The organism is Streptomyces sp. NPDC048504, from assembly GCF_043200035.1.
Classification (GTDB): domain Bacteria; phylum Actinomycetota; class Actinomycetes; order Streptomycetales; family Streptomycetaceae; genus Streptomyces.
This window is the reverse complement of the sequence record NZ_JBICXA010000016.1, coordinates 148,378-162,407: the sequence shown is the minus strand read 5'-3', so window position 1 is coordinate 162,407 and position 14,030 is coordinate 148,378. Positions and strand designations below refer to the sequence as shown.

The following is a 14,030-nucleotide window of genomic DNA, read 5'->3' as shown; positions in this document are numbered from 1 at the left end:
CTAACAATCGGGGTGCGGGTGGGGTGGGCGGGGGGCGTGGCCGGGCGGGCCGAGGGTGCTGGCGGAGTCACAGCGGCTCCCGTGCCGGAGGCGGCGCCGGCTGAGCCAGGTGCCGTGCACCGAGCGAGCACCTGCACCCTGCTGAAGATGCCACCGAGCGAGGCGGGCCGCACTGGACCGAGCACCCGTCCCGTGCTGGTAACACCGCCGAGTCGCCTCGGCCGCCGTGATCGGTGTGGTCGCCCTGCTGTTGGCGGGAGTTGGGGGTGCGCTGCTCGTACGAGGTTCGCGTCGTGGGGAGTTGGAGCGGCGGTTGTGGGAGGTGCCGGCGCCGTTGATGGTGGCCGGGGTCATCGTCGGAGTGGGTCGGCGGGTGCTGACGGCCGGGGTGCTCGGCGTCGATGTCGGGGCCGGGCTGACCTTGTTGTTCGGTGGTCCGGTGGTGGCCGGGCTGCCGCTGTGGGCGCTGGTCCGCGGTACACGGCTGGCGAATCGGCGGCCGGCCGGTCACTATCGGCGAGGGCAACAGTTCGAATTCGCCCCGCGCGAGGCGTAGTTTGCGCCATCCTGAACGCCATGGGTCGAGGACCGATCGGTGACGCGAGTCGGACCTCATCTCCCTTTTCCTGCCTGCCTCCTTATCGCGTCGATCCGAAAGGGCCCAGCCCCATGGCCACACCCCGGTCCGCCGGAAGGACGCTCGCCGTACCCGAGCGCACCGGCCGGACGACGCACGACCGCGACTCGACGACGACCCACAAGGCCGCCGGGTTCCGGATGACCGGCCACGGGCGCCCCGACCGCGCGGGGGCCGTCGACCTGGACGTATCGCACACACTGCGCGCGGAAAAGTGGAACGCGCCGCACGCGAAGAACTCCCACCCGTACGGCAACGGCACCCCCGGCGACCGCCACGCCACCCCCGGTCGGCCCACCCCCGTCGCCTGACCCACGCAACGCCCCTCCGCACCCACGCCGAGGGGCCTTCGTCATGAGCCGACCACACCGGCCCGACCGCCGACGACACCACCGGCGGCACCCCGCACCCGACCCCACCCACACTTGAGCCACTCTTGATCACTTCATCAGACACCGACGGACCGGCGATACCCGTGCCTCTCCAGCCCATCCCGTCCGCCCAGGTGACCCCGGCCGCGTCCTGGCGCATTCTTGCTGTGTCACCCACCCGGCGCCACAGGGACGAGGTAGAGCCCCAATGACTGGGAGTGCCGAGCGCGAGAAGGGGACGCCCGGACGGCTCGCCGAGCTGCTCATCGACGCCTCGACGGAGGCGATCGACACGGCCGGCGGCCACTCCGGGGGCGTCTACCTGCGGTCGAGCACGCCCGGACTGCTGCGTCTCGGCGTACTCGCGGGGCTGCCCGGACCGCTGTTCCGCCCCTGGGGACGGCTGCACGTCGACAGCAAGTTCCCCGTCGCCGACGCCTACCGGCTCGGCGTGCACGTGGTCCTGCCGAACGCCACCGAGACCATGCGCCGCTATCCGCAGTTCGCCGCGAGCCTGCCCTTCCAGTTCGGGTCCCTGTACGTCCCCGTCATCGGCGGGTCGACGACGTACGGCGTGCTGACCGTGCTGCGGCCCTCCGCCCCGGACACCACCGAGGTGCTGTCCGGCCTGGACCGGATGACCCGGCTGGCCGAGGAGCTGGGCAGGGCGCTGGCCGACCTGGAGGACGAGCACAAGGACGAGGACGGTCCGTACGTCGCCTGGGACGGCGAGCCCGTGTGCGTCCGGACGGCGGCCACGCATCGCCCCGAGGGGCGCATGGCACGGTTCGTATGGGATCCGAAGACCGCGGCCGTGACCGGGGACGGCTCCCTGCACGCCCTGCTGGGGGTGGAGCCCGCGGAGTTCCCCGGCACCGCGCAGGCGCTCGCGGACGTCGTGGCGCCGGGCGACACGTACCAGGTCATGGCGGCGCTGCGGGCCACGGCCGCCGGGAAGCCCCCGCCGCTGCCCCTGCGGGTGCGGGCGGCTGACGGTTCGGCCCGGCTGCTGGACCTGTGGACGCCTGCCGCAGGGCCCGTCCCGCCGGACGGCGGGTACCCGGTCAGCGGTGTCGTCGTCGACCCGGGCTCCGCGCCGATGGCCGGCAGCGTGGCCGATCTGCTGCCGGACGGTGTCTTCTGCATGGACCGGCTGGGGCTGGTCACCTACGCCAATCCGCGCGCCGCCCAGCTGCTGGGCCGGCCGCGCGAGGAGCTGCTGGGCCGCCCGCTGTGGGAGGGCGTGCCCTGGCTGAACCAGATCGGCTGCGAGGACCAGCTGCGCGGTGCCCTGCTGTCGCTGGGGCCGGTGCACTTCCACGTCCGGCGCCCGGGCGAGCGGGAGCAGGGGCAGGAGCCGTACGAGAGCGACTGGCTGGCGATGGCCGTCCATCCGGGCCTGGACCAGCTGACGTGCACGGTCGCCCCGTCGACCCGGGTGGCGGGGCCTCCGCTGCCGCTGGTGCCCGTGCGCACCGACGGGGACGGCGGTCCGGACAACGGCGTGACCTCGTTGGCTCCGCTGTACCGGCCGATCGTGCTCGCCATCGCGCTGACGGAGGCGGTCACCGCCCGCCAGGTGTCCGCGGTCGTCATGAAGGAGCTGCTGCCCGCGTTCGGCGGCCGGCGGCTCGCGATCTATCTGCTGCAGGAACGGCATCTGCACCTGGCGTGGGAGACCGGCTTCCCGCAGGGCTTCCTCGCCCCGTTCGACGGCGTCGGTCTCGACACCCGGCTGCCCGGGGTCGAGACCCTCACCACCGGACGCCCGCTCTTCTTCGACTCCATGCAACAGCTGGCGGACGCCTACCCGGGCATCCCCCTCGACGCCGAGGAGGGCGCCCGCGCGTTCCTGCCGCTGATCGCGTCCGGTCGCCCGGTCGGCTCGGCCATCCTGGGCTTCGACCGGTCCCGCAGCTTCAGCGGCGAGGAGCGCGCGGTGCTCACCGCCCTCGCCGGACTGATCGCCCACGCGATGGAGAAGGCCCAGCGCTACGACTCCGAGGCGGCCCTCGCCCGCGGCCTCCAGCAGGCCCTCCTCCCCCGCCGCCTCTCCGCCCACCCGCAGGTGGAGACCGCGGGGCGCTATCTGCCGGGCACCCAGGGCATGGAGGTCGGCGGCGACTGGTACGACGTCGTCGAGGCCGGCGACGGCCTTGCCCTGGTCATCGGCGACGTCCAGGGGCACGGCGTCCAGGCGGCCGCCACGATGGGTCAACTCCGCAGCGCGGTAAGGGCGTTCGCGCTCGGCGACCGGCCGCCCGACGAGGTGATGAGCGGCACGAACCACCTCCTCATCGATCTCGACCCGGGGCAGTTCGCGAGCTGCTGCTATCTCCGCCTCGACCCGGCGAGCGGGCTGGTCCGGGTCGCGCGGGCCGGGCATCCGCCGCCGCTGATCCGTACCCCGGACGGACGCACCCGCGTCTGGGACATACCCGGAGGCGTGGTCCTCGGGGTGGACCCGCACGCCCAGTACCCGGTCTCGGAGCTGCGCCTGGAGCCGGACTCCATCCTCGCGCTCTACACGGACGGTCTGGTCGAGCGGCCCGGTGTCGACATCGACGACGGCATCGCCGCCCTGCGGGTCGCCCTCGCGAAGGCGGGCGGGCCCGCCGCACGGCCGGGCGGGCGGTCGCTGGCCGGTGTCGCCGACCGGCTCACCGCGACCGCCCGGCACGCGGCCGACCGCCCGGACGACATCGCGCTGCTGCTCGCCGCCCGGCGCGCCAAGCCCGGACGGCACCCGTGACCCCCGGCCGACCACGGCCTGTCACCGCCTGTGACGCCCCTCGCCTCCTGAGGTCGGGCAGTGTAGACATGGGCACATGGTCCGCCTGACGGGTCGGCCCGGGGCCCGGTCGACCCACCACCCCCACGGTCCGCGCGCGCAGCGCCCGTACGACCGTGCCCGTCGGGCGCCCGAACACCGGCGAGCGCCGCTGAGCGGGAGGCTGGGCGGCCGCAGCGTCGCCGGGCAGGTTTTCATGCTGCAGCTGGTGATCGTGCTGCTGCTGGTCGTGTCGGCCGTGGTGGCACAGGTGCTCCAGGTGCGGCACGACAGCACGCAGGAGGCCCGCAACCGGTCGGTGGCCGTCGCCCAGACCTTCGCCAACGCGCCGGGCACGGTCGCGGCCCTGCGCAGCGCCGACCCCACGGCGATCCTGCAGCCGAGCGCCGAGGCCGCGCGCAAGACGTCCAAGGTCGACTTCATCGTCGTGATGAACACCGAGGGGATCCGCTACACCCATCCCAAGCCGGACCGCATCGGCAAGAAGTTCGTCGGGAACATCGCCCCCGCGCTCGCCGGGCACGTCGTCACCGAGGAACTGACCGGCACCATCGGACCGCTCGTGCAGGCCGTGGTCCCGGTCCGGGGCCCCGGCGGCAAGGTCGTGGGCCTGGTGTCGGCCGGGGTGACGAAGGCGAACGTCGGCGGCGCCGCCGACCAGCAGCTGCCGCTCCTGCTGACCGCCGCCGGGGTGGCCCTCATCCTCGCCCTCGGGGGTACGGCCCTGGTCACCAGACGCCTGCAGCACCAGACCCATGGCCTGGGCCCGCACGAGATGACCCGGATGTACGAGCACCACGACGCGGTGCTGCACGCCGTACGGGAGGGCGTGATCATCGTCGGCGGCGAGGGCCGCCTGCTGCTCGCGAACGACGAGGCGCGCCAGTTGCTCGACCTGCCCGAGAACGCCGAGGGGCGCCTGGTCCTCGACCTCGGGCTCGACGCCGACATGACCGCGCTGCTGGCCTCGGCGCGGGTCGCGACGGACGAGGTGCACCGGGTCGGCGACCGGCTGCTCGCCGTCAACCAGCGCCCCACCGACCTCAAGGGCGGCCCGGCCGGCAGCGTCACCACGCTCCGCGACTCCACGGAACTCCGCGCCCTCTCCGGCCGCGCCGAGGTCACCCGCGAGCGCCTCAACATGCTCTACGACGCCGGAGTGGGCATCGGCACCAGCCTGGACGTCACCCGCACCGCCGAGGAACTCGCCGAACTGGCCGTCCCCCGCTTCGCGGACTTCGTCACGGTCGACCTCTACGACGCCGTACTCAGCGGCGAGGAACCGCAGCCCGGCACCGACCTGCGCCGTACGGCCTCCAGCGGGGTCCGCGACGACGCCCCGCTCTACCCGGTCGGCAAGCAGATCCAGTTCATCGCGTCCTCCCCGCAGGCACGCAGCCTCGACACCGGCGAGGCCGTCGTCGAACCCCGGCTGAGCGACGCCCCCGGCTGGCTCACCCAGGACCCCGAACGCACCGCGCAGGTCGTCGAGTACGGCATCCACTCACTGATCACCGTGCCGCTGCGGGCCGGTGCCCTCATCCTCGGTGTGGTCAACTTCTGGCGCTCCGACAAGCCCGAGCCCTTCGACGAGGAGGAGCTGGCCCTCGCCGAGGAACTCGTAGCCCGCGCCGCCGTGTCCATAGACAACTCCCGCCGCTACACCCGCGAACACGGCATGGCGGTGACCCTCCAGCGCAGCCTGCTGCCCCGCCGGCTGCCCGAGCAGAGCGCCCTCGACGTCGCCTACCGCTATCTGCCCGCGAAGGCCGGGGTCGGCGGCGACTGGTTCGACGTCCTGCCGTTGTCCGGCGCGCGGGTCGCCCTGGTCGTCGGCGATGTCGTGGGACACGGTCTGCACGCCGCGGCCACCATGGGGCGGCTGCGCACGGCGGTCCACAACTTCTCCGCGCTGGACCTGCCGCCGGACGAACTCCTGGGCCTGCTGGACGAGTTGGTGGGCCGCATCGACCAGGACGAGACGACCGAGGACAGCGTCGCCCCGGTCACCGGCGCGACCTGCCTCTACGCGATCTACGACCCGGTGACCCTGCGCTGCACCGTCGCCCGCGCCGGCCATCCGCCACCGGCGCTGATCCGCCCCGACGGCACCGTCGAGTTCCCCGACGTCCCCGCAGGTCCCCCGCTCGGCCTCGGCGGACTCCCTTTCGAGACCGCCGAGTTGGAGCTGGCCGAGGGCACCCGGCTGGTCCTGTACACCGACGGCCTGGTCGAGGACCGGGAGCGGGACATCGACGTCGGCCTGGAGATGCTGCGCACCGCGCTCACCGACTCCGGCGACTCGCCCGAGGACACCTGCCGGGCCGTCCTCGACTCGGAGTTGTCGGTGCGCCCGAGCGACGACATCGCCCTGATCGTCGCCCGCACCCGCGCGCTGGGCGCCGGCCACATCGCCGAGTGGCGCGTCCCGTCCGACCCGGCCGCCGTCGCCGACATGCGCGCCTCGGTCACCCGCCAGCTCACCCACTGGGGCTTGAACGAGCTGACGTTCACCACCGAACTGATCCTCAGCGAACTGGTCACCAACGCGATCCGCTACGGCAACGACCCCGTCCGCGTCCGCCTGTTGCGCGACCGCACCCTCATCTGCGAGGTCTACGACGGCAGCACCACCTCGCCGCATCTGCGGTACGCGGCGATGACGGACGAGGGGGGTCGCGGGCTGTTCCTGGTGGCTCAGCTCTCGGAACGCTGGGGCACCCGGTACACCCCGGCGGGCAAGGTCATCTGGGCCGAACAGGCCCTGTGATTCCTACGCCTCGCCGAGGATCACCGTCAGCGCCTCGACATCGTCCGGCAGAACCGCGATCAGCAGGGCCTCGCCCGCCGCCTGGTACTCCAGGATCCGGGACCCGGGGTTGACCGCCACCGCCTCGCGCCAGAACGGCTTCCGTGTCCCGGTGCGGTGCAGGGCGGCAGGCAGGGTGACCTCGTATCCGCGCGGCGCAGGCGTCCACTTCAGCGAGCCGTCCGAGGCTTTCGAGAGTCGTCCGGGCCGCCAACGCCCCTCCCGCTCGGGCCACTTCAGCATGCACAAGGGCCCTCGCCCGGACGTCGTCGCCCGGCGCAGACTCACCCTCCGTCTGATCCAGTCCGCGACGAACCCGCCCAGCACGAGGACCACCAGTGTCGCCACCATGCGCACATCAAACCAGGTCGCACACGGCGCCCGCACCGGCCGCAAGCCGGTACGGACGCCGGGACGATCTCCCTTACTCGTCGATCGCCGCCCCGAAGTGCGCCCCCTTCGCCGCGCCGCCGAGGTCCGCCGCGCTGTACAGCGAAGAGCCTTCGGCGAGCAGGCCGTTCGGGCCCGCGGGGAGCAACCACACATAGCCGTCACCGGAGTTCTCCCCCGGTGCGGAGGCGACCAGTTCGGCGCGGCCGTCCGCGTTCGTGTCCGCCAGCCGGACCTGGGAGCCCCAGATGTCGTCGGCCTCGGCGGTGCCGGGGATGCCGGCGGTGTTCTGGTCGAAGGACTGGGCGCCGGTCGCGGTCACGCCGTGGCTCGAACCGCGCAACAGCCAGACGGCGCCCGCGTCCTGGACGGTGCCGATGTCCTCGCCGGGCGCGCCGATCGCCACGTCCGCGTAGCCGTCGCCGTTCACGTCGCCCACGGAGAGGTCGTTGCCCCAGCCGTCGCCGTGCTCGGAGGTGCCGGGTACGCCCGGGGAGTTCTGCGACCACCACTGCGCGGGGACGCCGGGGCCCTCCTCGCCGCCGACGCCCTCCGAACTGCCGAGGTAGACAGCGATCTTGCCGCCGTCGTCGCCCTCGGCCTTGTCGTCGGCACTGCTGAGCTGGCCGAGGACGAGGTCGTCGTAGCCGTCGTGGTTGATGTCGCCCGACGCGCTGCCGAGGCCGCCGTTCAGGTCCTGACGGTATGTCAGCGAGGTCTCGCCGCCCGCGTAGAGGGCCGACCAGCCCTGCTGGTAGTCGTCGTCGGGGCTGTAGCCGGAGATGACCAGGTCGGCGAAGCCGTTGCGGTCGTAGTCGCCGGTGGTGAGGTAGGCGGGCTGGATGCGGTGGCCGCCGGGGGCGGTGGTCGTGTTCAGGACGCCCATCGAGTGCAGGATGCCGGTGTGGTAGGTGAACACCTGGGCGCCGTTGTCGTCGAGGACGGCCATCTCGTCGGTGTCGGTGGCGCCGGTGAACCGGGCCGCCGCCACGGACTGGCCGAAGCGGGCGCCCGCCGTGGGCTTGGCGGCGGTGAAGGAGTCGTTCATCTCGGCGCCCAGGCCGGCCTTGGAGCCGTAGAGGACGGTGACGCGTCCTGCGTTCTCGACGCTGCCCTCGTCCTCTCCGGGGGCGCCGATGATTGCGTCGTCGTAGCCGTCGCCGTCCACGTCGCCGGTGGCGACCGCCTGGCCGAAGGAGTCGTAGGTCTCCGAGGTGCCGGGGACACCGGGCGTGGACTGGCTGATGACGGCCGTCCTGCCCTTGGGGACCGTGGTGTTGGTGGCGATGCCGTTCGGGGCACCGTACTGGACGGTGACGTAGCCGGCGCCCTGCTTGCCGTCGACGGTGCCGTCCGGGGCGCCGATCAGGACGTCGTCGTAACCGTCCCCGTTGAAGTCGCTGTTGCGGTCGACGGCGCTGGTGCCGCCGGGGACGCCCGCGTAGCTGGCCGGTGCGGCGACGATGCCGGCGCCGGCCAGGAGCAGGAAGGTCGCGGACGCGACGGCGGCGGATACCTTCTTGCGTGACACGTTCGTCATGATGTGTTCCCCCGTGGATCAAATGTGTTGCGGTCAACGGGTTTGACACGAGACATGCCACGGTGGTTGTGGTGCCTCGGCGTGCTGTGACGCCTCAGTGACACTTGTTGCGCGGCCCGGACGAACGCCGCCGGATCAGCCGAGCGCCTTGTCCAGGTTGAACGCGGCGCTGATCAGGGCGAGATGGGTGAACGCCTGGGGGAAGTTGCCCTGTTGCTCACCGGTGCGGCCGATCTCCTCGGCGTACAGGCCGAGATGGTTGGCGTAGGTGAGCATCTTCTCGAAGGCGAGGCGGGCCTCGTCGACGCGGCCGGCGCGAACCATGGCCTCGACGTACCAGAAGGAGCAGATCGAGAACGTGCCCTCGTCGCCGCGCAGGCCGTCGGGGCTGGCCTGCGGGTTGTAGCGGTAGACGAGCGAGTCGGAGACCAACTCCTCGGTCAACGCGTCAAGGGTGGACAGCCACTTGGGGTCCGTGGGCGCGATGAACTTCGCCAGCGGCATCATCAGCAGGGCGGCGTCGAGGACGTCGCTGCCCTCGTACTGGACGAAGGCCTGGCGTTTGACCGACCAGCCGCGGTCCATGATGCGGCGGTAGATGGTGTCGCGGCACTGGCCCCAGTACGGCAGGTTCGCGGGCAGCCCGCGTCGGTTGGCGAGGCGGATCGCGCGTTCGATCGCGACCCAGCACATCAGCCGTGAGTAGAGGAAGTTCTTGCGTCCGCCGCGCGTCTCCCAGACGCCTTCGTCGGGCTGGTCCCAGTTCTCGCAGACCCACTCGACGAGGGCGCACACGTCGTCCCACTGGGCGCTGGAGATGGGCTCGGCCCACTTGTCGTAGAGGTAGATGGAGTCGATCAGGGCGCCGTAGATGTCGAGTTGGAGCTGGTCGGCCGCCGCGTTGCCGACGCGGACCGGGGCGGATTTCTGGTGGCCTTCGAGGTGGGGGAGCTCGCGTTCGGTGAGTTCGGTGCGGCCGTCGATGCCGTACATGATCTGCAGCGGGCCGGAGGGGTTGCCGTCGCCGGGGCTGATGTAGCGGGTCACGAACTGCATGAACGCCTTCGCCTCGCCGGTGAAGCCGAGGCGCAGGAGCGCGTAGACGCAGAAGGCGGCGTCGCGGATCCAGACGTAGCGGTAGTCCCAGTTGCGCTCGCCGCCGAGCTGTTCGGGGAGGCTGGTGGTGGGGGCTGCGACGATCGCGCCGGTCGGGGCGTAGGTCAGCAGCTTGAGGGTGAGGGCGGAGCGGTGGACCATCTCGCGCCAGCGGCCCCGGTAGCGGGACTGGGAGATCCAGTGCCGCCAGTAGGCGACGGTCGAGGTGAACTCGTCCTCGGCCTCCTGTCTGGCGCAGGGGCGGGAGGTCACCTCGCCGTCGACCTGGTCGAGGGCGAACACCTCGGACTCGCCCTCGTCGAGCTTGAAGTCGGCCCACACGTCGACGTCGTCGCACTCCAGGGGGACGGTGGCGGTCAGCGCGAGGGACCTCTCGGCGGACTCGAAGAGGGCCACGTCGCCGACCATCCGCGCGGTGTGCGGCGAGGCGCCGTAGTCGAACCTCGGGGCGACCCGCGTCCGGAAGGGGACCGAGCCGCGCACGCACAGTACGCGCCGGATCAGGCGGTGCCGGGCGGACGCGTCCGGCTCCCCGGTCACCGGCATGAAGTCCTGGACCTCGCCGACGCCCTCCTCGGTGTAGAACCGGGTGATCAGGACGTTGGTGTCGGGGAAGTAGAACTGCTTGGTGCGCGCGGGGACGGAGGCGGCGAGCTCGAAGGAGCCGCCGCGTTCCGCGTCCAGGATCGCGGCGAAGACGCTGGGGGCGTCGAAGGACGGGCAGCAGTACCAGTCGATCGTGCCGTTGGTCCCCACCAGCGCCACGCTCCGCAGATCGCCGATCAGTCCGTGCTCGGCGATGGGCAGATATCCGGGTCCGGTGGGGGTTTCCTGGTGGGGCGGGGTCTCGACCATCGCGGCAGCCTCCCTGGTTCGGGCCCGCGCGGGCCGGTTCCAGCTTAGGTTCAGGTTCTCCGTCGGCCACTCTTCCGGATGCACACTGGGGACGGGCGGGGAATCGTGGGAGTGGGACCCACGGCACGTGCCCGGTCTCAGGGAGGAAGCACCATGTCGACAGCACAACCCGACGACCGCGCCACACCGGACGCCATGCTGCACGCCCGCACCGGTACCGAGGTGGCCCCGGAGGACGTCGTCCTGGCGGCCGGCCGGGACGTGACGCCCGAGAATCTGGAGTGGGCCCGGCGGAAGATCGAGGCGGAGGGGGCGGCCGCGCTGGACAAACTGCTGCCTTAGGCGCCTTGTCGGCACCTGGTTACCCGTTCACCCTTTCGGAGAGGGCGCTCCGGCTGACAGACTCCGGAGGTGCCCGACTTCGACATGCTTGTCATCGGTTCAGGACCGGGTGGCCAGAAGGCCGCCATCGCCGCGGCCAAGCTCGGCCGCCGGGTCGCCGTCGTCGACCGCCCCGACATGGTCGGTGGGGTCTCCATCCACACCGGGACCATCCCCTCCAAGACGCTGCGCGAGGCGGTGCTGTATCTCACCGGTCTCACCCAGCGCGATCTGTACGGGCAGAGCTACCGCCTGAAGGACGACATCACCGTCGGCGACCTCACCGCGCGCACGCAGCACGTGGTCAGTCGTGAAGTGGACGTCATCCGCAACCAGTTGTCCCGCAACCAGGTCTCCCTGTTCGCCGGCACGGGCCGCTTCGTCGACCCCCACACCATCGCCCTGACCGATGTCACGGGCCACGAACGGCTGTTGACCGCGGAGCACATCATCATCGCCACCGGCACACGCCCCGCACGGCCGGACACCGTCGAGTTCGACGGGCGGACCATCATGGACTCGGACAACGTCCTCGACCTGCCCAAGGTCCCGCGGTCCATGGTCATCGTCGGCGCGGGTGTCATCGGTATGGAATACGCCTCGATGTTCGCCGCGCTCGGCAGCAAGATCACCGTGGTGGAGAAGCGCGCCGGGATGCTCGACTTCTGCGACCTGGAGGTCATCGAGTCGCTCAAGTACCACCTGCGGGACCTCGCCGTGACCTTCCGCTTCGGGGAGACCGTCGCCGCCGTCGAGCGGCACACCAACGGCACGCTGACCGTCCTGGAGAGCGGCAAGAAGATACCGGCCGACGCCGTGATGTACTCCGCGGGACGGCAGGGCCTGACCGACGAACTCGATCTGGACAAGGCCGGGTTGTCCGCCGACCGGCGCGGCCGGATCGACGTCGACGAGAACTTCCGCACCGCCGTGCCGCACATCTACGCCGTCGGCGACGTCATCGGCTTCCCGGCCCTCGCGGCGACCTCGATGGAACAGGGCCGTACGGCCGCGTACCACGCCTGCGGCGAGGCGGTGCACCGGATCGACGACCGGCAGCCGATCGGCATCTACACCATCCCGGAGATCAGTTTCATCGGGAAGACCGAGGACCAACTCACCGAGGAGTGCGTGCCGTTCGAGGTCGGGATCTCCCGCTACCGCGAACTCGCGCGCGGCCAGATCATCGGCGACTCGCACGGCATGCTCAAGCTGCTGGTCTCCCCCACGGACCGCACCCTGCTCGGCGTGCACTGCTTCGGTACCGGCGCGACGGAGCTCATTCACATCGGCCAGTCGGTCATGGGCTGCGGCGGCACGGTCGACTATCTCGTGGACGCGGTCTTCAACTACCCGACCCTCGCGGAGTCTTACAAGGTCGCCGCCCTCGACGCGACCAACAAGCTGCGGCAGATCGACCGACTCGGCGACTGACCGTTCACAGGAGATTACTCGCTGGTCAATCTTGAAAGGTCAAGAGGTACGGCTATCATCACACCCACACACGGTGTGACCGTCCGCCGACGCAGCGGTTCAACGGGTATCCACCACTCCCTATTTGTTGTTCCGACCGGCCACTGACCCGAGGCCATCCCTCTCCGGGTCCGGGGCCGGTTCGCGCAACCCCCCACGTCGTGCAAGACGGAAAGCAGCGCATCCATGAGCAACAACAGGGGCAGAGGGCTGCAGGCCAACGCCCTCGGTACGTTCGACACCGTGGTGATGGCCGTGGCGGGCAGCGCCCCGGCCTACTCGCTGGCCGCGACCACGGCGGTGCTGGTCGGCGCGGTGGGGCTGGCCAGTCCGGCGGCGCTCCTCTACTGCGCGATACCGATGCTCGGCATCGCGCTGGCGTTCAGCTATCTCGGACGGATCGACGTGAACGCGGGGGCGAGTTACTCCTGGGTGGGCCGCACCCTGCACCCCTTTCTCGGCTTCATCAGCGGCTGGGCCCTGGTGGTCTCCGCGACCATCTTCATGGTCGCCGGGTCACTGCCCGCCGGGTCGATGACGCTGTCCCTGTTCGATCAAGACCTCGCGAACAACACGGCGTTGTCGACGGTGGTCGGCGCCGCGTGGTTCGTGATCATGCTGCTGGTGGTGCTCGGCGGCGCCCGGCTCACAGTCCGGGCCCAACTCCTCATGTCCGGCGTGGAGTTGAGCATCCTGGCGCTGTTCGCGGTGTTCGCCCTCGTCCACTCCGACAACGCCCGCGCCTTCGACTGGTCCTGGCTGGGCTTCAGCCACTTCGACGGGGTGTCCGGCTTCGCGTCGGGCGCGCTCATCGCCGCGTTCTACTACTGGGGCTGGGACGTCACCAGCAACCTCAGCGAGGAGACCCGCAACAGCCGCCGTACGACCGGACTCGCGGGCCTGATCGGCGTCGGCATCGTCTTCCTGCTCTTCGAGGTGTTCACCATCGCGGTGAACATCATCCTGACCTCGCGGCAGATCGAGAACAACGACGCCAACGTGCTGGCGGTGCTCGGCGACGAGCTGTGGCCGGGCTGGGGCGGCAAGTTGCTCATCGTGTCGGTGATGCTGTCGACCATCGCCACCCTGGAGACGACCCTCATCCAGGTCACGCGCTCGCTGTTCGCGATGGGCCGCGACCGTACGATGCCGGCCGCGCTGGGCAAGGTGCACCGCACCTGGAACACCCCGTGGGTCGCGATCACCGTGGTCGGCGGGGTGGCGCTGGTGATGTTCATCGCCTCGAACGCGCTCGGTTCGGTGGGCGAGATCCTCTCCGACGCGATCTCGGCGATCGGTCTGCAGATCGCCGTGTACTACGGCCTGGCGGGCCTCGCGGTGGTCGTCGCCTACCGGAAGATGCTGTTCAAGTCGGCGGCGAACTTCCTCTTCGGCGGGCTGTGGCCGCTGTTCGGCGCCCTGTTCATGTTCTGGATCTTCGTCGAGTCGCTCGGTGATCTGAGCGACGCGGCGATCGCCATCGGCATCGGCGGCCTGGCCGTAGGGCTGGTCCCGATGCTCTGGTACTGGAAGCAGGGCAGCGACTACTACCGGCCCGCACGTCTCGACGCCACGCGCACCGTCGAGACGGACTACGTCCCGGACGACTTCGTGCCCGAACAGTCCCGGGTCCATCAGGGTCTCCCGACCGACTTCTGAGGGTGCAT

General features: G+C 71.0%; 10 protein-coding genes. 7 read left to right on the top strand and 3 right to left on the bottom strand.

The features are described 5' to 3' along the window. Window positions 1-226: 226 nt before the first annotated feature. The 4 genes from ACGFY9_RS34460 to ACGFY9_RS34445 all read left to right on the top strand — a co-directional run bounded on the left by ACGFY9_RS34460 (window position 227) and on the right by ACGFY9_RS34445 (window position 6,569). Window positions 227-556: a hypothetical protein gene (locus ACGFY9_RS34460; RefSeq protein ID WP_393760751.1), complete on the top strand. Its 330-nt coding sequence runs from the start codon at window positions 227-229 to the stop codon at window positions 554-556. Window positions 557-669: 113 nt separating this feature from the next. Further along, window positions 670-948 (top strand): hypothetical protein, encoded by a 279-nt coding sequence (locus tag ACGFY9_RS34455; protein WP_393760750.1) that lies wholly within the window; start codon window positions 670-672, stop codon window positions 946-948. 268 nt (window positions 949-1,216) lie between these two features. Then, window positions 1,217-3,760 carry a SpoIIE family protein phosphatase gene (locus tag ACGFY9_RS34450; RefSeq protein ID WP_393760748.1) on the top strand — a complete coding sequence of 848 codons (2,544 nt, stop codon included), beginning with the start codon at window positions 1,217-1,219 and terminating at the stop codon, window positions 3,758-3,760. A 76-nt stretch (window positions 3,761-3,836) separates the two neighbouring features. After that, window positions 3,837-6,569, top strand: a complete 2,733-nt coding sequence (locus ACGFY9_RS34445) for a SpoIIE family protein phosphatase (RefSeq protein WP_393760746.1) — start codon at window positions 3,837-3,839, stop codon at window positions 6,567-6,569. 3 nt (window positions 6,570-6,572) lie between these two features. On the opposite strand, the gene ACGFY9_RS34440 is transcribed toward ACGFY9_RS34445, so the two are convergent. From ACGFY9_RS34440 to ACGFY9_RS34430, 3 genes are all read right to left on the bottom strand, one after another. Further along, entirely contained in the window at window positions 6,573-6,959 is a 387-nt protein-coding gene (locus tag ACGFY9_RS34440; RefSeq protein ID WP_393760744.1) for a hypothetical protein, read from the bottom strand. A 73-nt stretch (window positions 6,960-7,032) separates the two neighbouring features. After that, window positions 7,033-8,538, bottom strand: a complete 1,506-nt coding sequence (locus ACGFY9_RS34435) for an esterase (RefSeq protein ID WP_393760742.1) — start codon at window positions 8,536-8,538, stop codon at window positions 7,033-7,035. A 135-nt stretch (window positions 8,539-8,673) separates the two neighbouring features. Continuing rightward, window positions 8,674-10,509 (bottom strand): glycoside hydrolase family 15 protein, encoded by a 1,836-nt coding sequence (locus ACGFY9_RS34430; RefSeq protein WP_393760740.1) that lies wholly within the window; start codon window positions 10,507-10,509, stop codon window positions 8,674-8,676. A 153-nt stretch (window positions 10,510-10,662) separates the two neighbouring features. On the opposite strand from ACGFY9_RS34430, the gene ACGFY9_RS34425 reads away from it, so the two are divergent. The 3 genes from ACGFY9_RS34425 to ACGFY9_RS34415 all read left to right on the top strand — a co-directional run bounded on the left by ACGFY9_RS34425 (window position 10,663) and on the right by ACGFY9_RS34415 (window position 14,022). After that, window positions 10,663-10,851, top strand: coding sequence for a hypothetical protein (locus ACGFY9_RS34425; protein WP_393760738.1), 189 nt, complete (start codon window positions 10,663-10,665; stop codon window positions 10,849-10,851). 69 nt (window positions 10,852-10,920) lie between these two features. Then, window positions 10,921-12,324, top strand: coding sequence for a Si-specific NAD(P)(+) transhydrogenase (sthA, locus tag ACGFY9_RS34420; RefSeq protein WP_393760736.1), 1,404 nt, complete (start codon window positions 10,921-10,923; stop codon window positions 12,322-12,324). Between the two features lie 225 nt (window positions 12,325-12,549). Continuing rightward, window positions 12,550-14,022, top strand: a complete 1,473-nt coding sequence (locus ACGFY9_RS34415) for an APC family permease (RefSeq protein WP_393760734.1) — start codon at window positions 12,550-12,552, stop codon at window positions 14,020-14,022. Window positions 14,023-14,030: the final 8 nt, after the last annotated feature.

Coding starts and splice junctions, on each gene's coding strand:
- ACGFY9_RS34455 (WP_393760750.1), top strand. CDS start 670: ATGGCCACACCCCGGTCCGCCGGAAGGACGCTCGCCGTACCCGAGCGC.
- ACGFY9_RS34450 (WP_393760748.1), top strand. CDS start 1,217: ATGACTGGGAGTGCCGAGCGCGAGAAGGGGACGCCCGGACGGCTCGCC.
- ACGFY9_RS34445 (WP_393760746.1), top strand. CDS start 3,837: ATGGTCCGCCTGACGGGTCGGCCCGGGGCCCGGTCGACCCACCACCCC.
- ACGFY9_RS34440 (WP_393760744.1), bottom strand. CDS start 6,959: ATGGTGGCGACACTGGTGGTCCTCGTGCTGGGCGGGTTCGTCGCGGAC.
- ACGFY9_RS34435 (WP_393760742.1), bottom strand. CDS start 8,538: ATGACGAACGTGTCACGCAAGAAGGTATCCGCCGCCGTCGCGTCCGCG.
- ACGFY9_RS34430 (WP_393760740.1), bottom strand. CDS start 10,509: ATGGTCGAGACCCCGCCCCACCAGGAAACCCCCACCGGACCCGGATAT.
- ACGFY9_RS34425 (WP_393760738.1), top strand. CDS start 10,663: ATGTCGACAGCACAACCCGACGACCGCGCCACACCGGACGCCATGCTG.
- ACGFY9_RS34415 (WP_393760734.1), top strand. CDS start 12,550: ATGAGCAACAACAGGGGCAGAGGGCTGCAGGCCAACGCCCTCGGTACG.